Here is a 24,174-nt window from a genome sequence, read left to right as displayed (position 1 = left end):
CTACTACTCTAAAGACAAAAATCGAACTTCACATTGTGAAAAAATATATTTGTTAAATCTTAATTCTTCCTAATGCGCAGAATTGCGGGACTCCTTATCCTCATTCACCGTAAATACATATTCCTCTCGTCCCCGCGTATGGTTTTTTAGCAAGAGCAAAGAATTTTTTGGAACGCTGTCAAAATACAGTACCGTATCGGTTGCCACTTTTTCTCCCAAAGAGGTCCACCTCCGGTACCTGTATCGCAATTGCTCTGGGTAGTGGGATAATAGTCTCGAACATTAATTATATTCCGGTAATGAAACTTCCACATTACGGAATCCCGTACCTTTGCGAAATCTTCTCCATCCTTGAGTGCATCCACTACCCAGGAATATTCTTCTTTCAGCATCCGTCGTATTCCTGGCTCGATGGGTTCATCTTTATTGCGATAAGGTAATATATATTGACAGAATTCTTGAAAAGTTGCCCGCTTATCCTCAGGGATTTCCTGCCAGGCCTCGAAGGCCAGGTCGATGTTCTCGATCAGGAATTCCGAACTGACTTCCCGGATATCGTATTTTATCGCTCCCGGTTGGTTGCCTACTTCCTTTGCCTTTTCGGTAAGGAGGGTTTTGAACACTGACGTTCTTTTTGCATCGTCTGTCAGGGTTACATTCGTCATGCTGTCAAATACGGATTCGTATCCTGGGAGGATTTCATTATACTGATAGGGAACCATATTCGTGATCAGGTATTCTGCGGCCTGGTATTTTAGGTGGTCTTCGGAATAATGATCCAGGACTTTTTCTAATTCTAATTGATTATCAGTTGCCAGAGAAAGAGCTTTTTCTAATTCATCGCTCAAATCTTGATTCCCACATGTGGATAATATTAAGGTTAAAGATAGAATTGACAGCAATTTCATTATTTAAATTTCCTTTCAAATTATTCTTAAATCTTTAAATAAATTTTTTCTTTAAAAGAAACTCTGTAAAAAATCTATATCCCATTTGAACTGGACCAAAATAAAGTTATCATTTTCATCAAGGTGCGAAGCTAAATTTATTATTTCTTTTGCCTTATCATTATTCCATTCTCCAGGATTGGATTGAACTGTTCTTATAAGCGAGTAAGCCCCAATAGGGAAAAAATATCCATTCTGACTATTACTGAAAATACGATGAAATAATAGGTTATTATCTAATTTCAAAGTTTTTATTTGATTAGTCGATTCAGAAATTATAGTATAATACCTGCTTGATTTGTGTGACGAAGGTATTATGATATAATCGTTTACCTTATATATTTGATTTATTATATTAAAAGAAAGAATATTACTATTTCTGTAAATATCCATTAAAGTCTGAAATGGAGCTTCACTATTAATAATTTTCCTTTTTTCACTATTAGAAAATGTTTGACTTTTTTTGATTGATCCTCTTTCTTTGAATTCACCCAATGAGGATATTTGATAGATAGAATCTATAATTGGAGATGGTAGATATAAAAAATCTTCATTAGTATAATCATAAAATATTTTGTCTTTATTTAACACAAAACTTTGGTTTTGCAGGTTGGTTATGGGATCATAATTTGCCATATTATTGTATTCTGAATCTGTAATTAGAATATTATGTTTGTTCTGGTGAGAAAACATTGCATTGTCTGAAAAAAACAAATATTTACCATTAAAATAGAAGAAATCCATATATGTTTCTGTAAAAGGAAGTAAAGTTTCTCCAGTGATTTTACCGGACAAATTAATACTTACAATCTTGTTTGGGTTTCTGGACAATATCTTATATTCTTGTAATTCTTTATCAAAAGTAATATCTGTGGCAAAGGCAAAATTTTGATTTCCATCATGGAAACCGTCAATTGTTTTAATATGGTTCCCTTGCGAATCAAATAAAATAAAATCAGCACAGCTACAGGAAGCTCCTGCCTGTAAGACAGCAACTCTATTATTGTTTAATAATATACGTTTTAAAACTTCATGCCTTAAGTAATACGATGTGTCCAGTTGAATGAGTGAAATATCTTTCACCAAATCCAACTCATTAACCTCTATTGCATCATTATAATCAATATTAATGGAAACATTTGTAATATTATCAGGATGCGATTGAACACATCCTGATAATATTAAAAAAAGTACTATACTTCTCATACATTTCAAATTAGTAAAAATCATGGACATAAATCTTGCATGTCAGGAGTACAACTTGAGTAACCGTCCATATGCCAAATGCAACGAATTACCCAAGTGTTTTGAGTGCCAGGACATAAAAAATCAGACCGTGTATTGCATGGAACGACCTGATGAGTAAAAGGGTTCCAGCACTCATCGGTAGTCTGAGCTTTAGCTGATAATTCTTTCAAGCTTAATTGAACCACTGATTCATCACCTTGATAGTTTCGGCTCACAGTCAAATTTACAGCCACAAAGGCCATAAACAGAAGTCCACCTGCGATTCCTAAAATTTTACGTTTCTTCTTCATTTTTCAAAATTTTTAAATTAATAAATAGTATTTATTCTTGAATATTTATGTTTTCAATCTTTGTTTCAAAAGGATCACCGAGTACTATCTCTTGTGCCTTCATACGTATTTCTTGCACAGCTTCCGAATCTACTTTTGTGTCCAGGGCAAGCATGTCCGAAGCCTCTTCTTGTCTATAGTCTTCTTTGTTCATACGTGTGTATAATTCCATCAAAAGATACCTCGGATAGTAAAGCGCCGGTTGCATATATTTTGCTTTTTCCAATTTGGTACTTCCGTCCAATTTCACTATGTAATTGGATTTTCAAGACCACATTAAAATCTTTGTTAGGATTATACAGACAAAACCAATCACTCTGCTTGTATTGAATTCTTAACATCTATAAAATACTTTATCAATATAGGATTGTCTCCCGGTGTCCACCCATGAAGGATCTCAAGATTATTCCTCGTTAAAAAAGTTTTAGGGAAATAAGATTTATAATCTGATGCATTCATTATCCAACCATAGACAAATTTTTCACTTTCATACATTGCAGTATTTATTTCATTAGCTTGGGAATCTAAAAACCGGACCAGTTTATGGTTTTCTCCGTGTTCATCAATTTTTAACGTCACAACTTTATTATTACGATAAAAGGAAATCGAGTGCATTCCCAAAAAAAAATTTAAAAATGGAAATACTGTTTTATTTTCTTTAAAAACCATATTAGCTTCATCATAATTTGTCTCTGACCTTTTTTCAAATGTAAATTGCTCAATTCTACTATTACTTCGATAATCTAAATCATCAAGGTCTAATTCTTTCACTAAAATGAAATTCTTCTCATTTATTTCATACAAGCTGTAGTCAAAAATATTTATAAAATATACTTTATTATTATATCTCTTCAAGCTCACTAATGAATTAATACCAAAATCATATTTTCTCTTAAAGTCTGATTTTATCAATTGCTCTTTATAAAGGTCGTACCAATGCAATTGGTATCGATCTGATTTTGAATGCAACAAAACAATATTATGACTTAAGTTCATCATACTATGCACTGCCCTCAAATCACTGTTTGAAAAGTCAAGGTTTTTTTCGTCAACAAATTGATTTTGCCTATAATTGTAGGAAATAATTTTTCCTGTTGGATCGAGTAAATCAATGTTTTGGGTAAATGGATTGAGAACAAAATCTGTTAATAATCGAAATTCATACGGACCATTCCCTCTCTTCCCTATCCTGCGAATAAAATTTCCGGACTCACTAAATTGAATCAGTGATATAGGCTTTGAATCTAAAAAAAAATAAAAACTATCTACGTGTAGAAACTTCCTTGGAGATCCAATCGCAGACTTCTCAGTTAATTCTAACGGAACCAGCTCCATAGAAACTAGGATTGAATCAATTGGAATGGAATCTAATTTTTCAGAAAAATCTAAATGAATTTTTTTATCGGTATTTAAATTTTCATCACTACAACATGAAAAAAATAATATGAGAATAACATATAATGCGTATTTTTTCATAATTTATTTATAGGAAAGTTTTTCAACCTTCTTTACTTGCAAAAAGCATTAAAGTAATAATGCGCTTTTCGGATAAATATTTACATACCACACTCCCAAGGACAAAAATCTTTTGTATATCCGGTCCAGTTACATTGTTCCACCAAATACGGATTTGGTTCGCACTCATGACAGCACCCCCACTGTCCGCCACAACCAACATATACCGGTGGGAATTGATCACTCTGACAACCGTGCTCATCCCCACTCTGTGCCTTAGCTGCCAATTCTACCAAAGTTAATTGAGCCACCGACTCATTTCCCTGATAAGATTGACTTACCGTAAGGTTCACAGCCACAAAGGCCATAAACAGAAGTCCACCTGCGATTCCTAAAATTTTACGTTTCTTCTTCATTTTTCAATTAATAAATAGTATTTATTCTTGAATATTTATGTTTTCAATCTTTGTTTCAAAAGGATCACCGAGTACTATCTCTTGTGCCTTCATACGGATCTCCTGTACGGCTTCCGAATCCACCTTGGTATCCAGGGTTAGGATACCCGAGGCTTCTTCTCGTTTATAATTTTCTTTTTTCATACGTTCGTATAATTCCATCAGCAAGTATCGAGGATAGTAGTGGCTGGGCTGCATATACTTGACTTCTTGTAATAGTTTCTCTGCACGGTCCATTTTTTCTGGTTCGACCTTTCCGAATAAGGTATAGTCCTGTCCCAGTGTGGTAAAGATCACTGGGTCCGATGAAAAATACAAGGCCCGCTCCAGGTACTGCGCGGATTGGTAAAAATTACGCGTCATCGATAGCGACTTGCCGGCAAACTGGAGGTAAGCGCCTTCATTCTGTAAATCGGACCAAAGCCGGAGGTAGATCTCGTTAGCCAGGGAATAACTTCCCAATTGATAATTGGCATTGGCGCTAATCCATTCTTTGGAAACAGGCTTGTATTGACGATTCCAGATGCGGCCGTAAACCGCTGTAGCGGCAATCAAAATAATGAGCGCCATACTACCAGCCCGTTCTGTGAATGAATCCGGCAATCGATTTGCGTTGGGAATAAAGCCAAAAGATATCGACTCCGAATACCTAAAGAATGAGGTGACCAGGGCAGCAAAAGCCAATACGCCCAATATAGTCAATGCCGGCACTTCTGACGGATAGGAAAAAAAGGCAAACACACTCCAGGTCACTACCAGCGATAGTACAAGTCGATCAACCGGGCCGATCTTGCCGAATTTCTTCTTTTGTCGCCATATATAGAAGAGTAGGCCTCCTATGACTAATAATAAAAATATACCCATGATACCCATTTCTGCGGTCCAGCCTACTAATTCATTGAAAGGGTAGTTCACATAATCCGCCAGGTACTGTTCCTGTTCACTTCCTTTTCCGCTGTTAAAATAATGGGATTGGTACTGATTGTACATTACGGGGAACCGGTCCCATCCCACTCCAAACAATGGGTTATCTGCGATCATTTCCGTACTTACTTTCCAGATCAATAACCGACCGTCCGCAGAATCTCTTTTGAGGAAATATAACCCCGTCAATAATATGATCAGTGCGGCTCCCATACCGATTTTTACCCCTTTCGATTTCCAGAATGTCCATGTTTTAATTCTGGGCCATAACACGATGAATGCTCCCCCTAAAGCTGCCAGTATTCCCGCCCGGGACCCTGCGGGGATTAATACCGCTCCTACCAGGAAAAGAAAGATCCACCCTGAAACCCTCAGTATTGTAGATCCCTGCGGCATAATAGTATATACGGCCACCGGTATCATGCATGCCAGCCAACAGCTATACGGCCCGGGATTGAAAAATGATCCGGTTAGAGGGAATAACCCGTGGTGGGAAGGCCAGAATCCATATAATTGCCCAAGGCCGTAAACGGCTTGTCCAATTCCAACCATCAAAATCCCTGCGATCAATACAGGTATGGATTTTTTATCCAATAGGGAATACAAACCCCTACCAATAAAATAAATACCCGATAAAAAGGCTATCTGTACCCATGTTGACTGTCCCAAAGTGATGCTGACAGGAAAAATCTGTCTCAGGGCTACATATACCAATAGTATGACCACCGCCGAATCAACTGTATTCCATCGAAACCGGTTAGGGAGCCCCTCCTTATAGCTCCCTCCTAATACAGTAGAAATTATCAAAAATATGGCAGCCAAACCCATTACTGTCAAAGCTATAAAAAAAGAATCCTGGTACCACACCGGTATTCCGGGAACAGAAACGGGTATGTACATTAATGGCAGGCCAATTAATAGTATTAACGTAAGCGCTGCGATAGTGGGTAATATGGTTGAATATCTGATTTTCACAATGAAAAGATATAATGTTTCTTTTCATTGTTATAATAATTGGATTCAGAACCTTTAAGCGTTATAGTTTATCCTATAAACGTATTATCAAGAGACATTAATGTTTTTTCAAGCTTTTTGATTTGCCGGTTGGAAACTGTTAAGGTGGTTTTCTCACGGATACTCAATCTTCGTTCCTTTTTCATAAACTTCAATCTTTGCGATAAATTTACGATACAATTACGGTTGATCCGAAAAAAAGATTCGTCTAATTGCTCTTCGAGTTTTTTAAGAGAAACCGTTTTTGAAAAAGTAGATCCGTCTTCAAAATAAAAAGTGGACAGATATCCGTCAACTTCAATATACATTAATTCCGAGCCGGAGAATCTCAGGATTCCACTTTCTCCTTTAATAGTATAATGTTTTTTACTTTTCAAGTTGCAATGTTTAGGGTGACGTAAAACATAACGGGAATTGCTATCATTTCGGTAACGTACCCAAATTAGTTAAAAAAAATATTTATTCAAATTAATAAAGCTAAAATTTTATATTTTTACGTTTATACATAATTATTATTTTGAATTCAAAAAAAATAGATATATTTGTATTGCTATATTTTACCCTAATAGAAGATGTTGTTATAAGAATATTGATTAAGTTTTTGACTATGATGATTGACACGGAAGGAGAGTTGAGAATTGAGCTCGAATTTACTGTTTTAAAAGAGTATCCATAATGTTGTCAGCTGAATAGGTACGGATGAATGAAATATTGTACCCAATGTCATTAGAATCAATAAAATACCAATCAAATACAATCCGTTTCTTTTGACAATAATTCCCGAATTATTATGTATGAATTCAAATATTACTATATTTAATAAATAAAATATATTTAAAAACAGAATAAAACGCCCTGGCCGATGGCAGATTCACCCCTTTATATTGTATTTTGGAAATTTCAAAAGCATCCTTTTTACATACGTAAGAATTCTATGACGTAAAGAAACAGACGCGTGAAATGATTAAGTTCCTTATCCACAAACCGGTATCTGTCCTTATGTCTTTCCTGGCCGTCCTGGTCCTGGCCGCTTTTTCCATCCGCAATATTGCTGTTACATTACTCCCGGATATCGATATCCCTACCATCAGTATCTATGCATCCTATCCGGATCATTCCGCTTCGGAAATAGAGCAAAGTGTTTTGGCCCCGCTCCGGCAAAATATCCAACAAGTAGGGGGACTGGAAACCCTCGAATCCAAAGCTGCCGATGAACAGGGCATCCTGACCGCCCGGTTCCCATATGGAAAAGATATTGACCTGGCTTTCGTAGAAGTAAATGAAAAACTGGATCTTGCCATAAATTCGCTTCCGGAAGACCTCAAACGTCCCGTAGTGATCAAAACCAAAGCCTCGGATATTCCCACCCTTTACCTGAGCGTGCGATACCGGGACATCCTGGATGCAAGCGGGGACAAAGTTACCTTAAGTGAATTTAGCTCCCGGACTGTAAGGAGAAGGCTGGAACAGCTACCTTCCGTTTCCATGGCGGATATAACCGGGACCGTATCCTCCCATATAGAAATGATCCCGGATGAAAAGCGCATGCAGTCACTGGGAATTACCCATCAAAACCTGCAACAGGCCATTGCCGATGCCAATATTTCGCTAGGAAATATCCGGGTTCGCGAGCGCGATTATGAATATCTGATCCGCGTGGGCAGACCGATCAATTCCCTGGATGATCTCAAAAATACCCCGCTCAAAATCAAAGGCAGGGTTTTTTACCTCCGTGAATTGGCGGATATCCATTTTGCGGAAAGCGAACCGGAAGGAATTTTTACAACTGATGGGGCTCCGGGGATCAATATGGCCATATTCAAAGATTTCAATGCCCGTATGTCCACTTTCCAGGAAGAAGTAGGAGACGTCATTACAGAACTGGAATCCACCCATACTGATTTGGTATTTCACACGAACCGGGACCAGGCACAGTTGCTTAACCTCAGTATAAGCGGCATGCGAACCGCCCTTTGGCTGGGATGCCTCCTCGCGACGGTTATCGTATTTTTTTTCTACCGTGACCGGCGTATTCCCGTTATCATAGGTATAGTGACGCCGCTGAGTCTGGCCATCAGTGTACTTTTTCTCTACTTGTTTGGACTGAGCATTAATATTATTTCCCTTTCGGGGATCATTATGGGGATAGGGATGATGATCGACAATGGAATCATTATCCTGGATAATATTACCCAGGAAGCCCGGTCAGGGCAAACCATGGAAGAAGCCTGTATCCGCGGAACGAATGAAATGGCTATGCCTTTGCTCTCCTCTATGCTGACTACCTGTGCGGTGTTTTTACCCCTTATTTTTTTGAGTGACCTGGCCGGTGCCCTGTTTTATGACCAGGCCCTGTCTGTAAGTATATGCCTGTTGGTGAGTTATATCGTAGCCATTATTTTTATTCCGGTCTTGTTTTTCAGGATGTTCCGGGATAAGCCTATGAAAATACAAACGGAAGATTCAAGGCCCAACGGCATACGTAGGGCCTATGACAAAGGATTTCATTTTACCTTTGAAAGAAGTGTGTTATTTTCCATTACTGTTGTTATTGTTTTGGGGGGCGGGGTTCTCGCTTATCAAAATCTCAAAAAAGAGAAGATGCCTGCTTTGCCCAGGACGTCAATGCAGTTGTCTGTTCTCTGGAATACGCCGCTTTCTACACAAAATATGGATGACCGTATAGAAAAATTGCATAAAGCGTTGTCTTCCCAGGTAGTAGATTTTCAGGCGTACATAGGGCCCCAGCAGTTTGTGCTCAATAACCATTACCAGTTGGACGGGGAATCATCCAATATTTTCCTGTCTTTTACTTCGCCCGGTGAATTACCTCAAATAAAGAGCAGGATCAACCTATTTTTCCGCGAAAATTACCCGGAAGCAGTGGTGGAAATAAATCCGGACCGCGATATCTTCGAAATTATTTTTCCCTCTACATCGGAAGAAACCGTATTGGCGTATTATCACAATCAAAACAGGGAAGAGAAGGCGCTTGAACAACACTACGACCTGAAAGAAGAATGGGCCGGTACCTTTGGAATCGATATCCGGTCGGATCCCCCTACAAGAGAGGTAGTAGTACTCAGATCACGTGACCGGCAACTACTCCGCTATGATATGAACAAAAATTACCTATTGGAAGTAATATCTCAAAATATCAACAAGGTACAATTATCCGAGCTGGGTCAAATGGACCGGGATGTACCGATTGTGTTGACGAAGAACCAAACCGGATTAAGTGAATTGTTCGGCAATATCAGGGTGCAAAATAACGAAGGGCAAACTTTTACCATTGACCACTTTTTCAATACGTCCACTCGTCAGCGTATGAAATATATTTATGCTGATCAGCGGGGGCCTTATATCCCTGAAAAGATAGTACAGGCAAACCTGGAAAAATTGGATGAAGCTATAACCGCCCGGAAAAAAGAATTTCCCACGGAGAATTTCAGTATCCGTTCTTCCGTAATGGAGAACCGGGCGATGGTCCGGGAAATTTCACTGGCTTTGTTGGTAGCTATTTTATTGCTATACCTGATTATTGCGGCCCAGTTCGAGTCCCTGGTGACCCCTTTTATTGTTATTATGGAAATCCCCGTGTCGATAGCCGGGGCTTTACTGGCTCTTTGGTTGACCGGTTCGACGATCAACGCCATGTCAATGATCGGTATGGTCGTCACGATAGGAATCATCATTAATGATTCGATTATAAAAATCGATACAATCAACCGGTTGCATTTGTCGGGAATTCCGCTGAAAGAAGCAACACATATCGGGGGGCAAAAACGCCTTTACCCTATATTGATGACTTCGCTGACTACGATTCTGGCTATGACTCCTTACCTTATAGGGGATAGTTTTGGTACGGTATTGCAAAAGCCATTGGCGATAAGCCTAATAGGTAGTATGATTGTCGGGACCCTTGTGAGTTTGTTTTTTATTCCCAAATTATACTATTGGATGAAGTATTCTAGTCAAAAATTGGAAAAATGAATAGTTGTAAGCAGGAAGTTGGAAGAGAGAAGTTGGAAGTCGGGAGCCGGGAGCCGGAAGCTGTAAGCTGTGAGCTGCAATCTTTCTACGGATCGCTAAGCCGCGAGAAAGAGGAGAGCGGGAAAGGACGGATTGGTGAGCCGGGAGTTCAGATCTGGGAGCCGGGAGTAAGAAACCACAAGCCGCAAGTTGTAAGCTGTAAGCCAAGAGTTGGAAGTTGTGAGTTACGAGTTTCGAGGCGAGAGATTCGAGATGTAAATTTTGGAAAGGGAACCTTTTCCAATTCCTATTTTTTCCTGGAGCCAATATTTCAAATGCTGTGGATAAAACTTGTAGCTTGTAAATTGGGCTTTTCTGCTTTATTCTCCAGATCAGGGACTCCGGACTCCGGACTTCCTATTCCGGACTTCAGATTTCGGACTTCCCTCTTCCAGCCGAAAAAATTACCCGATTTTTCAGGCAGTAATTTATTTGTTATTTTGGCTTTGGTTTTGCTATTTTCCCTTTCCGCTATTGGCCAGCAACACTTCGCTGATACTGTCTATTTGTCTTCGGATGATTTGATAGAAATTGCTTTGTCCGATGCCCCAGATATGGAATTGGCGAACATCCAGTATTCTATAGCCAGTCTGGAATACGACCGGTTCGAGACATTTCTCAAGCCTACTTTGTATCTCAATGCACAGCTCCCCGCACTCAATCGTTCCATAGATGCCATTCCCCTGGACGATGGGACGGAAAGCTTTCTTAATCGATCCTATATGCGGAATAACATTTCTGCATCATTGAACTACCAACTGGCTTCGACCGGTGGACAAATCCGGATTTTTTCCGACCTGGAGCGGTTGGATCAATTTGCTACGGACTTCAACGATTATCGCAAGAGCTACACATTCGTTCCCATTAACATCCAATTCGAACAACCCCTTTTTCAATTTAATGCCCTGAAGTGGCAGAAGGAGATCCTGGAGCGCCAGGAAGACCGGACGGATGCGCAGCGCATACTTCAGCAGGAAAGTGTAATTTACCGGGTCATTAACCAATTTTACGACCTGGAACTATCCCGGCGGCGTTTGGAAATGACGCGTAGCCGGATTAATGATTCAAAAGACCTGCTGAATATCAAACAAAAACTTTTTGAACGGGGAAGCGGCAGCCTTGCGAATATGAAACAACTGGCACTCGATACCTTGCAAAGTGGGATAGAATACCGTTCTCTTTTATTGGAGTATCAAAATATGAGCAGGTCTTTAAGTGACCTGGCAGGATTGGACCGTGCGATATACCTTATGCCTGTGAGCCCGGATGAAATTGAATTACCTCCTATAAATATCGCCAGTGCTATAGAACAAGCCATTAGCAACAGGGCTCGGACTGCGGATATACGGTTGAGAATGGCCCAGGCTGAACGGGATATTGAAGAGGCGGAAAAGGACCGGGGAGTATCGCTGGATATTACGGCTCAATTGGGTGCAAACAACAGCGCGGAGGAATTTTCGGGTTTGCGGAATGGATTTCAGGACCGGGAATTACTTTCGGTTGGTCTGCAAATGCCGATAACGGATTGGGGAAGGAGAGATATCAACCGTCAATTGGCGGACCAACAGCTTCAGCAATTGCAGTTGAATCTCGAGGCGGAAGAAAGGGAATTGTCCCGGCAGGTTATCGAATTGTACAGTCAATATCGGTATCTCAAAGAAAAAATTGATGTTGACAGGGCTGCTATGAATACGGCAGAAGAGATTTATGAACTCGTGCGGGATCAATACCTGCGGGGACAAACGGACTGGAATACCCTGAATCAAAACCGCAGTACCCTGGACAATGCTACATTGACGTATTTCCAGACGCGTGCTACTGCAGTGAAACTATATTACCAGGTCCGGTCCATTACGTTGTACGATTTTGAAATGGATCAGCCTTTGATACTGGAAGAATGATTCGGAGCAGTAACTGTTTAAGATGAAAATTGTAAAAGATGATTTTTAGATGAATAAAATCCCTGAGAGTTGACATCGAAGAATCGAGGGGTAAAATATAATTTTAGTGGTATGAATAAAAAAGCTTACATAAACCGGACTTGTTCACCCGTTTTATTTTTTTGTTTTCTTTTGGCTATGCTATGTATAGCAGCTTGTTCGGACAATCCGGTGGAAGGGACTGAGGATACTACCCCTACGGCGACCGAAGTCTACGATGAGCGATTGACAGAAGTGGAGACAGCAATCCTTGAGCTTCAGACTTTTCAAAAGGAAATTATTTCGCAGGGTAAAGTAAAGGCAAGACGTGAGATTGAAGTGCCATTTACCAGCCAGGGCATAATCAAAAAAGTAGCCATAGCGCCCGGACAAAAAGTATCAAAAGGGGACTTGTTGGTACAGATGGATGATTTTTCTATCCAAAACCAAATCGAAAAACTGGAGGCGGAAATGGTACAAACCCGGCTTACGATGGAAAATCATTTTATTAATCTGGGATATAATCCCGATTTTCCGGATAGTATACCCGATGAAATTCGCAATAATGCAGCAATTGAATTTAACCTTCCCATTCAAGAAAATGAGCGTAAAAGGCTTGAGCATGAACGGGTACAAACGCGAATTGTTGCCCCTTTTTCAGGTGTTATTTCAGATGTTCGGGTCAATGAAGGGGCCCATTCCTCTGCTTACCAGAAAGTATGTACCCTGGTTGATAATCAGCAATTATTTGTTGAATTCCCGGTGTTGGAATCCGAAATTCACCGGGTGGCAAATGGCCAGGAAATAGGGGTTGAACCCTTTTTCCAACGCAGTAATGATACCGGTTTGGGAAGAATTGTTCAGATAAGTCCTGTGGTTAATGAAGAAGGTATGATTGTTTGCAGGGCCCAATTGCAATCTCCATCCAACATCCTGATGGATGGTATGCGGGTCAATATTTATATTCGCGATGCTATTCCAGACGTTATTGTCTTGCCCAAAACAGCGGTAGTTGACCGGCAAAATAAGTTGGTCGTATTCACTTTACAGGAAAACAGGGCCTATTGGAATTATGTGGAATTGCAGGATGAAAACAGTACGTCCTATCTTATCAGGGAAGGTATTGAGGTCGGTGACACGATTATTTTATCCAATAATTTTGACCTGGCACATTTGGAAGAAGTGAAGGTGGTAGATAAACAGGAAAACCGGTAATGATACCCAATAATAATATGCAATCTAAATTTGAATTGGATATTATTCAAGAGTCAGGTGAAAAAAGTAGTCATCCTGTGAGGATGCAGGGCGACTAGGCTCTTTAACGAGACTATCGGATAAAAACTTTCCATTGAAATAGCATTTTATAGTCTATTGGGTATTATTGAATACATCATTCCCAACTGTCAGCATAACCTGGTCCAACTTCTTGATTAATCCCAATTCTCCTTTTGAAAATGGAATCACTCTTCCTTTACTACTTTGCGAATGGCCCGCAAGTACCGTTTTATTTCCTTTCGGACCTTTGGTGCCAGAATAATCAACCCAATCATATTGGGAAATACCATCGCAAATAACATTGCATCTGCAAATTCTACTACCGCACCCATACTGGAAGATGCACCAACAATAATAAAGACCAGGAATAAAGCTTTATAGGATAAGTCTGCAACTTTCCCCTTACCAAAGAGGTATTTCCAACCTTGTATTCCATAATAAGACCACGATAACATAGTGGAAAAGGCAAACAGTATAACTGCAATTGTCAGTAAAATCGAGAAGTTGGGAATCACGGATTCAAATGCTATTGAAGTGAGATCTACACCCCCCAACGCTTCTCCTGTTTTATTGAGTATTACATTTCCATTTTCATCCAGATTGGAATAGTCAAACAAATTATTTTTTAGATTGGTAATGATAATCACCAACGCCGTCATGGTACAAATGATTACGGTATCTACCAGCGGGCCAATAGACGCTACTAATCCCTCACTGGCAGGATAACGGGTTTTTACTGCGGAGTGGGCAATAGCTGATGATCCTACACCTGCCTCGTTGGAAAAAGCCCCCCGTTGAAAGCCTACGATCATCACACCGATGAACCCACCCATAGCAGCACTGGGATTAAATGCCCCTTGCCAGATCAAGCTGAAGGCTCCCGGTATCATATCGAAATTCATAAACAAAATAAATAGTGCCGATCCTACAAACATAATTGCCATAAAGGGCACTATCCTTTCTGTTACCTTTCCTATTCTTTTAATACCTCCAATAATGACGAGACCCACCAGGACCGCTATCAATACGCCAAACCAAAAGCCGGATTCAAGATCAAATAGCAATTGAAACTGTGAAGCTGCCTGATTGGACTGGAACATATTTCCACTTCCCAGGGAACCTCCTACTACGCAAATAGCAAACATTGCTGCCAGGACTTTTCCTAATATTGGTAGATTTTTTTCTGCAAGACCAGTCCTGAGATAATACATTGGCCCACCGTACGTTTTTCCTTCTTCGTCCACTTCGCGGTATTTTACACCGAGTGTAGCTTCTACCAGTTTCGTAGACATGCCGAGCAGCCCTACTAACATCATCCATATTACCGCACCGGGTCCTCCCAATGCGATAGCGATAGATACACCTGCGATATTTCCCAGGCCTACAGTCGCTGACAGGGCAGCTGTAAGCGCTTGAAAATGCGTTACTTCTCCTACCACTTCCTCATTCCGGACGGTTTCAATAGCATCACCCCCGGGCGTAGGATCATCTTCTGCTTCGAGAACGCCAAAGTGGTCCACTTCATCGTACTTCCCGCGTGTGGCATTGACTGCTACACGCGAAAGCCTGATATTGGCAAAATTAAAATATATAGTAAAAAAGATCCCTCCAAAAATAAGTACGATAACAACTATGGGAATCTTAAATTCCCCTAATGTCAGGGGATAGAATATGAAATTGTATACAGCACTGGCAAAAGGTTCAAACCCTTCCTGAATTTTATCTTCTATGCTTTCACCTGAACTTTGAGATTTAGAAATGAATGGAAATAATAAACTAAAAAAGAAAATTACTACTTTTTGAATCATAAATTTTTTGCTTTCGATTAAATTAAAGCCGCGCGCAATATCTTAAAAAATACTTCTATTAACAAATTTCAATTCGTTAATTTAGAATGAGTTGTGATTTCGAAGAAGGCTTTTTACTACTTTTAGGTACTGTACTTCAAGAAGATAACCATCGAATCATCACTTAATTCAATGACGAATTTTTGGCCTGGTTTTATCGGCTCCAAATACATTTTAAGTCTTTTATCTATAGTTAGATTATTTTCTTTCATTGCAACAATTTCCAGGGTATATACATCTTATACAGGTGTGGACAGTACAAATTTTCCAAAAAAATGAATGTATATGACTTACTTGCCTTCCTTGCTTTATGTCCTCTTTATTTTTACAATTGTAAGTTGCCAACGCCATGATGGTACGGAAACCAAAATTTTACAAAAGAACACGGAACATGTCATCAATCTCAATTCCGTCCGGGATACCCTTTCCCTAGAATTGGATAATTGGACCCGGAATATATCCCTTCGTTCGTTAGATAAACAGGAAGCCGCTCTGGTCGACTTTGGGAAAGTGGTGTATGCGATGGTAGACTCCGAATATATTTTTACGGTAGAGCAAGGAAAGCCCATCAAGGTGTTTTCAGCCTCTGGTGCATTTGACCAGGTAATTGGCAGTTCCGGAAAGGGACCTGGCGAGTACCTGTATCCCCGTAAACTGGTATATAATTCCCGGGCAAAAATGCTGGCGGTACAAACCTTCAATAGTTTTGATCCCGTCCCGGTGTATTCTTTGTCGTCCGGCCATGATGTATATACTCATCCTTCCAGTGCAAAAAGGGCTGTAAGGGATATTAATTTATCGGATGATGGCCAACTGGAATTGTTGGAAAGTACTATTGGAGGTGATACTTCGGAATATTGGATAGAGAGTATTGATTTGGATAGTAAGAAGGTTCACGCATTAAAGATAGGGTCCTCCATTATGAATATGGGTCATCCGTTTTTACTCAAAAATGATCGTAATACTATTGTTCATATTCCGCAGTCTGACACGATATTTACAGTAAATTCAGAGATGGAAATTACGCCATTCTGGCTTTATGACAAGGGACTGCAAAAGTACTCGGCAGAAAAGTATATTTCGGTGAAAGGAGATCCGGATAAAGAGACAGCGTACATATCCGGCTTGCGGGATTATTCTATCCAATCGATCACCCCTTCACTGATTACCATGGAAATGTTGAGGTATGGAGGAGGTAGTGTTTCTGCGGAAGGTGAACTTTTCATGTATGTTGAATTTTCCAAAGTATTTCACGACCGGGAAAATAACAGGAGTTTCCATATCAGGGATTATACGGTTGAATTACCGGGTGGATTGAAGCTTGCGTTCGATGATAATAGGTTTTGGAGTGCCAATGGCTATTTTGTAAAAGTCTTTGATGCGATTACTTTATACGATCAGATAGAGGAAATAGCATTTTCCAATCGTCCTGATAAGACTGAGGCCGGGGAATTGCTGAAAACAATAGATATTGAAGACAATGTTTATATTCTCAGTGGGCAGTGGAATTAATATTATAATAAAAAAGTATTACCTTTAGATTTCCCTTTCTAATCAGAATGTCTGTTTGGTAAATCTATGAATAAGAACCGAGAAAAATCCAGGGACCCGGAGCAAAGTAATGCCCATAGTAGTGTTGGAAAATCGGATCAAAAGAAAGATCACAACAGCTTGCGTCTTCGCGATTTTCTCCCCCTTATTTTGGCGATTCCCTCCGCGTTGCTAGTCAAAGTTATGATATTCAATACTTTCCATGTGCCTACTTCGTCGATGGAAGGGACTATTACACCGGGGGACCGGATTATAGTGGAAAAGTGGATATTCGGACCGCGATTTTTCTTTGAAAATTCTGTCTGGCGATTCCCGGGTTGGCGGTCTGTGCAGCGGGGTGATATATTGGTGTTTAATGTTCCCAGGGAAGACAGTATATTTTCAGATGATCCAACCATTTCATTTTATGATCAAAAATTATTAGGTAAAGAAAAGGAAAAAAGCAAAAGTAAAACAGCCAACTATATGCCTATTCCCGGCCGTACACCTTTTGTCAAGCGTGTAGTGGGTGTTCCGGGAGATTCCATTTCTGTTGGACGGACCGGCCTTTTGGTTAACGAAGAGCTGCCGTATTCGGACAGTAATACGATGGTTCGTTGTATTATTTCTTTTTCGGATACCAATACTTTTGATTTGCAGAAAAGACCGTTGTACAAGGCGGGAACACAAGTGAATATGAATCGTTCGGCCAGGGAAATGCGGGGGATATGGAAAAAAGGGTATCTGGAAGGTAGTCGAATAAATGCGAATGGGATTAGTGAGATCAGGTTTGCCATGAATATACCAGAGATAGAGAAAATACCAGATGCCTTCGGAGAGCTAAAATCCCTTTACAATGGTCAAACAATCACTCTCCCGTATCGGGGATGGGAACAAAAAGTGGATTCGAAATTTGTCGATGCATATGGATCATTGGTAGTACGGTTTGACAACCCCCATGCACAAATAATAGAGGGGAAGTTGTTCGTAAAGGGGACAATAGTTGATAGGTACACTTTTAGAAGGGATTATTACTGGGTATTAGGTGACAATCGTCCCTTTTCCATTGATTCAAGATTTTGGGGGATGGTTCCCGATGATCATATAATTGGAATTACACGAAGGGTACTTTGGTCAAAAGAACCGTACCTGGATTTTAGAAATGGGTTTCGCTGGAAGCGAATGTGGCTGGGAATTTTATAATATAATTGTTCCTTTTGTTTTTCAATTGGTTTTTAGTGATATTTCTAATTATTTCATTAAATTGGAATATTATGTAACAATATACGGTCTTATTTGAAGGATTCCAATACATTTCGATTTTCTCCGTTCCGTATTCTTTTGCTCTCGATTGTTGTAGCCGGGTGTGGTTTGGCAGTCATTCCTTTTCTTTCTATACAACTTAATCCCCCTCCACGGACGCAAAACCTTAGTGTCTCTTTTACTCTGGGTGGTGTGACTCCTGAGGTTATAGAATCAGATATTACGGCTCCCCTCGAACGTATATTTGCATCGCTGGAAGGGCTGGAAAGTATAGAATCCCGGTCATCCGAAGGCAGGGGGACTATTAATTTGCACTTTTCCGATGAGTATGAAATAGAGCAAAAAAGGTTGGAAGTATCTGCTAAAATTAGGCAGATATATAGTTCTTTACCCATGGGTACTTCTTATCCGGGCATAAGCTATAGAAGTGATTTTCAAAAGGACCAACAGCTCCTTTCCATGGCAGTTAACAGCAGTCTTCCGGCTCATGAATTGCACGATTTCTTATCCAAAAATCTATTACCGTTAATCGCAGCTGGTGAAGGGATTACTTCAGTGGACATTTACGGCGCCCCGCAACGCGAATTACATTTATTACTAGATCGCGATAAAATGCAATACCTGCAAATACGTCCTGAAGATATTTCTACAGCGATCCGGGGTTCTATCCGGAAAGATGAAATTGGCCGGGTCATCCGAAATGCGGGGGGGAGTGATTCTGATTTAGTATATTTGGTAAATACAGGGTCCGGAATTTATAGGCAGCCTTCTGCATTTATACCGGATATCCCGGTCAAAAGGATAAGCGGGCGGACGATATATATAAGGGATGTTGGACAACTGGCTGAACGTCAGGCTCCAAAAAGCCAGTTTTACAGAATTAATGGGCTTCAATCTATAAATTTGAGCATAGCTGTTGACCGTTCGGCAAATTTAATACAAAAGTCAGATGAGGTCCTTAAAGTGATGGACCGGTTTGAACAGGAATATGGAGCATTTGTAGATATTTTTGTTTCTTACAATGCTTCGGATTTTCTCAAGCGAGAATTAAAGAAAATTACGAACCGGTCATTGGCGACGTTGGCTATTTTATTGGTATTTATAATTTTATTATATCGAAATATTCGACAAATACTTATCATTTTTTCCGGCCTGGTCGTGACATTACTGATCTCTTTTCTTTGCTATTATTTACTGGGGGTATCTCTACACCTGTATTCGGTAGCCGGTCTTACCATATCTTTGGGAATTATACTGGATAATATACTGGTGATGTCGGACCATGTGCGCAAGAAGGCAAATCGAGATATTTTTCTCGCCATATTGGCTGCTACCTTAACTACCATCGGAGCCCTGGCCGCCATATTCCTTATGGAAAAAGGTCAACGGGAAAATCTGGTTGATTTTTTCCGTATTTTTAGCATCAACTTACTTGTTTCACTGGGAACTTCCCTGATTCTGATCCCGGCCCTGCACAAAAGATTCGGAGGGCGTACAAAAGGTCGCAAAAGATTGAATAAAGGGACACGGATTTTTAATAATTTTTATGCCGGATATTTTACATTGTTTACAAGGAGGCGGTGGATTATTCCCCTGGTATTGCTTGTTGGTTTTGGGATTCCGTTTTTCATGTTGCCAACAAAAATAGAAAAGGATACTAGCTGGGCAAAGCATTATAATGAGATTCAGGAAAAAGAAATGTATTCGGAATACATCAGGCCATTTATGGATAAATGGTTGGGCGGGACTTTCCGACTTTTTTATAATCACAGGGATCGATTTTATTTCGGTTCGGGAAAAAGGGAGGAAACAAAGGTGTTTTTACATGCCCAGATGCCTCCGGGAGGTACCCTTGAGCAGCTCAACGAAGTGATGCTCAGAATTGAATCCTATTTAAAAACTTTTCCTGAAATCCGTCAATTCAAAATGAATGCTTCCGGTCCTCAAAATGGAAGGATTGAAATTGTTTTTAAAGAACCTTATGACAAAACGGGATTCCCTTTCCAACTGAAGGACGAATTGACAACTTTTGCCGTGTCGGCCGGAAGTGCGGATTTCAGGGTATGGGGGGTAGGCGATGCATTCAATAATGTATTACCGGGCGACAGGGTATCTTCACATATTATATTGACGGGGTATAATTACGACAAAATCTGGGATCTGGCAAGGAGGGGGAAAGGTTACCTGGAACAACATCCCCGAATCAAGAAGGTGTTTATAAATTCAGATATGAATTATGTAATTCCCAATAAGTTTTATTTCTATATGGATATTGTCGATCCGGGAAGGCTTTTGAAAGACGATATCCGATACGGAGATTTTTCTGAATTTTTCCAGTCCATTCAACGGGATCATGGCCGTATTGCCCGGTGGCCAAATGGAGTAGATATGGTGCCGGTCCGCCTGGTGAGTAGCCTGGAGGATGAAGATCAGATGTGGTCCCTACTCAATAGCCCTGTCCCCGGCGATTCCGCCTCGATATTTCGGAATAAGAGCTTATTGACTCTTAGCAAAGAACAGGGCAGTACGGATATTGTGAGGAAGAACCAGGAGTATCAATTAGTTCTGGAGTACGACTTTATAGGTAATTATCGTTTAGCAGAAAAGGTAATGGAAGAAAGTATTGACCAAATCCAGAATCAATTACCAATAGGGTATAATGTCGAGTCCCAAAGGAACTTTTGGAGCAGGGGAGGGGATAAAACAAATATAATCTGGATCATTGTAGCGGGTTTGTTTTTTGTTTGGATACTGGGAAGTATACTCTTTAATTCGCTGCGGCAAGCCTTAATTCCAGTAGCAATGGTACCCTTTTCATATATTGGTATTTTTCTTATTACTCATTTTGTTGATTTTCGATTTGGACAGGGGGGATTGGCTTCTTTTCTTTTAGTAGGGGGCTTATCGGTAAATGCTGTATTCTTTATTATAAATGATTACAATCGCCTGAGATCTATCAGACCCCAAATTTCCACTTTACAGGCTTATATTAAGGCCTATAATGGGAAGATTATTCCTATTTTACTAACCGCACTTTCTACGGTTTTAGGTTTGTTGCCCTTTATTGTTTTTGACAAAAATGATCCGTTCTGGTATTCACTGGCCTGGTGCACTATCGGAGGCGTGGTGGCTTCCGTAGCAGTATTATTTTTTATGCTACCGGTATTTTTTAAACTGAAATAAATACCCTTGAAAGGGGGGTACTCAAGAGCACCTTCCAATACATTCCGTTTTCGATAGACCTGGCATTAAGGGTTGTGTTATCCTTCAAATTTTGAGTACGCATAGACAGAGGCGCCTACCACACCGGCTTCATTTTTTAAAGAAGCAGGAATAACCTTAAATTCAACGTCAAATTCTTCGGAATATTTATGGAATTTTTTACTGATGCCACCACCTATTATCACCATTTTTGGCGAAAATAAGCGGTCGAGGTGTTTTAAATAGGTGTTGAAGCGTTGGCCCCATTCCGACCATTTTATATCATCTCGTTTTCGAGCTACGTTGGACACATGCTTTTCGTAAATATCGTCTTTGTACCAAAGGTGTCCAAGTTCTGAATTGGGGATCATGACACCGTCATAGAAAAGGGCTGACCCAATTCCGGTACCTACAGTTAGGAAAATGATTAATCCTTTATCTTTAATTTCTTCTGATCCATAGTTAATTTCTGCAAAGCCTGCTACATCGGCATCATTTGCTACAAAAACTTCCGTATTGAGTTCTTGCTTTAAAAAATTTTCAATATCCAATTTAAACCAGGATTGGTCAACATTGGTAGCTGAATGGGCTACACCGTCTTTGATAATAGCAGGGAATCCGCAACCAATAGGACCCGAATAATCTTCGAATTTTTCATTTATGGCTTTTTTTATAACAGATACTACTGCATCGGGGGTGGCAGGTTTCGGCGTGAGGTATTTAAATCTTTCGGTAATTAATTTACCTGATTCTATATCTGTAATTCCCAATTTTATTCCTGTTCCACCTATATCTATTCCCAATATTTGCTTTCCCATTTTATTATTTTATTTCGACAATTTGCATTTTGATGTTTTCGGCCGGTCGGTCGGCATTGTCCGTATTGGATTTGGCTATTTTATCAATTACTTCCAGGCCTTTGATCACCTGGCCAAAAACAGTGTATTGACCATCTAAAAAGGGGGTTCCTCCAGCCTCTAAATATTGTTCCATTTCTTCGTCAGAATAATCCAATTTATTTCTTCTTTGAAACATTTTCAGGTCGTCTTCTGAAGGTATGGTCCCATGAACAATATAAAACTGTGAACCCGAAGATTCTTTTTCGGGATTTACCATATCCCCTTTTCGAGCAGCGGCCAGGGCTCCTTTAAAATGCCGATGCCCCGCTTCAATTTCTGAAGAGATCTGATATCCCGGACCTCCTGAGCCCAACCTTTTATTCTCTGGTGCGTCTCTGGAATCCGGATCTCCACCCTGGATCATAAAGCCGTCTATGACTCTGTGAAAAAGTAGGTCATTATAAAACCCCTCACGGGTAAGTTCCAGGAAGTTTTCTTTGTGTTCAGGGGTGTCGTCGTATAATTTGACAATCATATTGCCAAATTTTGTTTGAATTTCTATCATAGAAAATGTTGGTGAAGTTATTGTAATTTTTTTATGTCGGGTATTAGCTTTTCCTTCTTTAATGGATTGGAGAATAACTTTGTAGTCGCCGGGCTTGTAATATGTATGCTCCGGGTTCGCAAGGAAACTGGAGTCTCCGTCGCCAAAATACCATAAATAGAAGTCAGCATTTTTGGATTCATTGTTGAAATGAATTGTTGCAGGAGCAGAAACTTCGTCGGAGGATGTTGTAAATCTCGAAACGGGTCGGTTACAAGCCGAAATACTTAATCCAAGGACCAGCACCCAAAGTAAATTATTGAATATTTCCTTCATTCGCTACTTCAATTTTCATTATAACATCTTCAACGGGTCTGTCATTGGGGTCCCTTCGCAACTGAGAGATTTTCTCAACTACATCCAGCCCGGATATCACTTCTCCAAATACTGAATATTCTTTATCAAATTGTGGAATCCCTCCAATTAACTTGTACAGTTTACGCTGTTCAACCGAATATTCAAAATTTCTATCTTTTTCAATCTTGTCCAACATGCCGTCGTTGACATCATTCCCCAAAACTATAAAAAATTGTGAACCTGATGATTTTTTATCCGGATTAACTGAATTGGGTTTTCTTGCAGCGGAAATAGCACCTCGTGTATGTACATAGCGAAAGTCTCCCGGAATAGTATAGTCGACATCGCCCTGCCCGAGAAATTTTCCTTTCGGTGCATTCCTGGATGTGGGATCTCCACCTTGAATTATCATCCCTGGAAGTATTCTGTGAAAAAGTAAACTATCGTAAAATCCTTTATCGGCTAACTCGGTAAAATTTTCTTTGTATTTATGAGTTTCCTCGTAAAGTTGGATGTAAATATCACCGTACTCTGTATAAATTTTATACGTAGGAGTGGACTCACTTGAACATGAAAAAAAGAAAGCAATCAAGACTATTATAGCAAGGGATTTAATTTGCATTTGCATCGTCAAAAACATTTTGATTAAAATATTTGATTATTTGCCTTTTTAACCATTCCTCTTGATTTTTAACTCCTTTCATATCAAATGGTTTTATCATGTTAAAATGTGGCCAACCGTCTTCATCCAGACCGTGAAATTGGTAGTATCCTTCCATTTCCAATAGTGTAAAGGCTGCAACATTCATTAGGTCACGTTTCTCTTCCTTGGTCCATTTAGCCTTTGGGCGACCGTATTCCCTTACTCCGATTAGAAGTAAGATATTATTGAGATCGGGTAATTTATCTTTTTGCATCAAATCTTTTACAAAATGGCGAATTCGAAGCCATTCAAAATCCTTTTGCCACTTCTCCATACATCTTCATTTTAAATT

General features: G+C 39.8%; 19 protein-coding genes. 6 read left to right on the top strand and 13 right to left on the bottom strand.

Annotated elements, in window-relative coordinates:
• Positions 1-146: 146 nt before the first annotated feature.
• The 8 genes from LVD47_RS05420 to LVD47_RS05385 form a co-directional block, all read right to left on the bottom strand.
• Positions 147-908 carry a hypothetical protein gene (locus tag LVD47_RS05420; RefSeq protein WP_236974536.1) on the bottom strand — a complete coding sequence of 254 codons (762 nt, stop codon included), beginning with the start codon at positions 906-908 and terminating at the stop codon, positions 147-149.
• Between the two features lie 51 nt (positions 909-959).
• A complete protein-coding gene (locus LVD47_RS05415; protein ID WP_236974535.1) occupies positions 960-2,153 on the bottom strand; it encodes a DUF4934 domain-containing protein in 1,194 nt (397 codons plus the stop codon).
• A gap of 20 nt (positions 2,154-2,173) precedes the next feature.
• A complete protein-coding gene (locus LVD47_RS05410; protein ID WP_236974534.1) occupies positions 2,174-2,485 on the bottom strand; it encodes a hypothetical protein in 312 nt (103 codons plus the stop codon).
• A gap of 31 nt (positions 2,486-2,516) precedes the next feature.
• Entirely contained in the window at positions 2,517-2,774 is a 258-nt protein-coding gene (locus LVD47_RS05405) for a hypothetical protein (protein ID WP_236974533.1), read from the bottom strand.
• Positions 2,775-2,836: 62 nt separating this feature from the next.
• Positions 2,837-4,000: a DUF4934 domain-containing protein gene (locus LVD47_RS05400; RefSeq protein ID WP_236974532.1), complete on the bottom strand. Its 1,164-nt coding sequence runs from the start codon at positions 3,998-4,000 to the stop codon at positions 2,837-2,839.
• Positions 4,001-4,080: 80 nt separating this feature from the next.
• Positions 4,081-4,395: a hypothetical protein gene (locus LVD47_RS05395; RefSeq protein WP_236974531.1), complete on the bottom strand. Its 315-nt coding sequence runs from the start codon at positions 4,393-4,395 to the stop codon at positions 4,081-4,083.
• 21 nt (positions 4,396-4,416) lie between these two features.
• Entirely contained in the window at positions 4,417-6,333 is a 1,917-nt protein-coding gene (locus tag LVD47_RS05390; RefSeq protein WP_236974530.1) for an O-antigen ligase family protein, read from the bottom strand.
• Positions 6,334-6,401: 68 nt separating this feature from the next.
• On the bottom strand, positions 6,402-6,749 hold the full coding sequence (locus LVD47_RS05385) for a LytTR family DNA-binding domain-containing protein (protein WP_236974529.1): 348 nt from the start codon (positions 6,747-6,749) through the stop codon (positions 6,402-6,404).
• 583 nt (positions 6,750-7,332) lie between these two features.
• On the opposite strand from LVD47_RS05385, the gene LVD47_RS05380 reads away from it, so the two are divergent.
• The 3 genes from LVD47_RS05380 to LVD47_RS05370 all read left to right on the top strand — a co-directional run bounded on the left by LVD47_RS05380 (position 7,333) and on the right by LVD47_RS05370 (position 13,538).
• On the top strand, positions 7,333-10,365 hold the full coding sequence (locus LVD47_RS05380; protein ID WP_236974528.1) for an efflux RND transporter permease subunit: 3,033 nt from the start codon (positions 7,333-7,335) through the stop codon (positions 10,363-10,365).
• On the top strand, positions 10,362-12,305 hold the full coding sequence (locus LVD47_RS05375) for a TolC family protein (protein WP_236974527.1): 1,944 nt from the start codon (positions 10,362-10,364) through the stop codon (positions 12,303-12,305). The genes LVD47_RS05380 and LVD47_RS05375 overlap by 4 nt, the downstream gene beginning before the upstream one ends.
• A gap of 111 nt (positions 12,306-12,416) precedes the next feature.
• The gene (locus tag LVD47_RS05370) at positions 12,417-13,538 is read left to right on the top strand and encodes an efflux RND transporter periplasmic adaptor subunit (RefSeq protein ID WP_236974526.1); all 1,122 of its coding nucleotides are present in this window, start codon (positions 12,417-12,419) and stop codon (positions 13,536-13,538) included.
• Between the two features lie 245 nt (positions 13,539-13,783).
• Here the strand turns inward: LVD47_RS05370 and LVD47_RS05365 are convergent, their stop codons facing one another.
• The gene (locus LVD47_RS05365) at positions 13,784-15,406 is read right to left on the bottom strand and encodes an alanine/glycine:cation symporter family protein (protein WP_236974525.1); all 1,623 of its coding nucleotides are present in this window, start codon (positions 15,404-15,406) and stop codon (positions 13,784-13,786) included.
• Positions 15,407-15,730: 324 nt separating this feature from the next.
• Between LVD47_RS05365 and LVD47_RS05360 the strand changes: the two genes are divergently transcribed.
• From LVD47_RS05360 to LVD47_RS05350, 3 genes are all read left to right on the top strand, one after another.
• Positions 15,731-16,957 carry a DUF4934 domain-containing protein gene (locus LVD47_RS05360; protein WP_236974524.1) on the top strand — a complete coding sequence of 409 codons (1,227 nt, stop codon included), beginning with the start codon at positions 15,731-15,733 and terminating at the stop codon, positions 16,955-16,957.
• 66 nt (positions 16,958-17,023) lie between these two features.
• Entirely contained in the window at positions 17,024-18,178 is a 1,155-nt protein-coding gene (gene lepB, locus LVD47_RS05355) for a signal peptidase I (RefSeq protein ID WP_236974523.1), read from the top strand.
• Between the two features lie 93 nt (positions 18,179-18,271).
• Positions 18,272-21,421, top strand: a complete 3,150-nt coding sequence (locus tag LVD47_RS05350; RefSeq protein ID WP_236974522.1) for an efflux RND transporter permease subunit — start codon at positions 18,272-18,274, stop codon at positions 21,419-21,421.
• A 77-nt stretch (positions 21,422-21,498) separates the two neighbouring features.
• Here the strand turns inward: LVD47_RS05350 and ppgK are convergent, their stop codons facing one another.
• From ppgK to LVD47_RS05330, 4 genes are read right to left on the bottom strand one after another with little or no spacing between them, the layout of a single operon-like run.
• A complete protein-coding gene (ppgK, locus tag LVD47_RS05345) occupies positions 21,499-22,257 on the bottom strand; it encodes a polyphosphate--glucose phosphotransferase (protein ID WP_236974521.1) in 759 nt (252 codons plus the stop codon).
• 4 nt (positions 22,258-22,261) lie between these two features.
• Complete coding sequence (locus LVD47_RS05340; protein ID WP_236974520.1) at positions 22,262-23,158, bottom strand: peptidylprolyl isomerase; 897 nt, start codon at positions 23,156-23,158, stop codon at positions 22,262-22,264.
• Positions 23,139-23,807 (bottom strand): peptidylprolyl isomerase, encoded by a 669-nt coding sequence (locus LVD47_RS05335; protein WP_236974519.1) that lies wholly within the window; start codon positions 23,805-23,807, stop codon positions 23,139-23,141. Before LVD47_RS05335 ends, LVD47_RS05340 begins: the two co-directional genes overlap by 20 nt.
• On the bottom strand, positions 23,791-24,156 hold the full coding sequence (locus tag LVD47_RS05330) for a hypothetical protein (protein ID WP_236974518.1): 366 nt from the start codon (positions 24,154-24,156) through the stop codon (positions 23,791-23,793). Before LVD47_RS05330 ends, LVD47_RS05335 begins: the two co-directional genes overlap by 17 nt.
• Positions 24,157-24,174: the final 18 nt, after the last annotated feature.

Origin of the sequence: Membranihabitans maritimus, from assembly GCF_021729145.1 — a bacterium.
In the GTDB taxonomy this organism is placed as follows: Bacteria; Bacteroidota; Bacteroidia; order Chitinophagales; family Saprospiraceae; genus Membranihabitans; species Membranihabitans maritimus.
This window is presented reverse-complemented; position numbering and strand designations above follow the sequence as displayed.

Coding starts and splice junctions, on each gene's coding strand:
- LVD47_RS05380 (WP_236974528.1), top strand. CDS start 7,333: ATGATTAAGTTCCTTATCCACAAACCGGTATCTGTCCTTATGTCTTTC.
- LVD47_RS05340 (WP_236974520.1), bottom strand. CDS start 23,158: ATGAAGGAAATATTCAATAATTTACTTTGGGTGCTGGTCCTTGGATTA.
- LVD47_RS05365 (WP_236974525.1), bottom strand. CDS start 15,406: ATGATTCAAAAAGTAGTAATTTTCTTTTTTAGTTTATTATTTCCATTC.
- LVD47_RS05400 (WP_236974532.1), bottom strand. CDS start 4,000: ATGAAAAAATACGCATTATATGTTATTCTCATATTATTTTTTTCATGT.
- LVD47_RS05375 (WP_236974527.1), top strand. CDS start 10,362: ATGAATAGTTGTAAGCAGGAAGTTGGAAGAGAGAAGTTGGAAGTCGGG.
- LVD47_RS05415 (WP_236974535.1), bottom strand. CDS start 2,153: ATGAGAAGTATAGTACTTTTTTTAATATTATCAGGATGTGTTCAATCG.
- LVD47_RS05335 (WP_236974519.1), bottom strand. CDS start 23,807: ATGCAAATGCAAATTAAATCCCTTGCTATAATAGTCTTGATTGCTTTC.
- LVD47_RS05370 (WP_236974526.1), top strand. CDS start 12,417: ATGAATAAAAAAGCTTACATAAACCGGACTTGTTCACCCGTTTTATTT.
- ppgK (WP_236974521.1), bottom strand. CDS start 22,257: ATGGGAAAGCAAATATTGGGAATAGATATAGGTGGAACAGGAATAAAA.
- LVD47_RS05330 (WP_236974518.1), bottom strand. CDS start 24,156: ATGGAGAAGTGGCAAAAGGATTTTGAATGGCTTCGAATTCGCCATTTT.
- LVD47_RS05360 (WP_236974524.1), top strand. CDS start 15,731: ATGACTTACTTGCCTTCCTTGCTTTATGTCCTCTTTATTTTTACAATT.
- LVD47_RS05420 (WP_236974536.1), bottom strand. CDS start 908: ATGAAATTGCTGTCAATTCTATCTTTAACCTTAATATTATCCACATGT.
- lepB (WP_236974523.1), top strand. CDS start 17,024: ATGAATAAGAACCGAGAAAAATCCAGGGACCCGGAGCAAAGTAATGCC.
- LVD47_RS05410 (WP_236974534.1), bottom strand. CDS start 2,485: ATGAAGAAGAAACGTAAAATTTTAGGAATCGCAGGTGGACTTCTGTTT.
- LVD47_RS05395 (WP_236974531.1), bottom strand. CDS start 4,395: ATGAAGAAGAAACGTAAAATTTTAGGAATCGCAGGTGGACTTCTGTTT.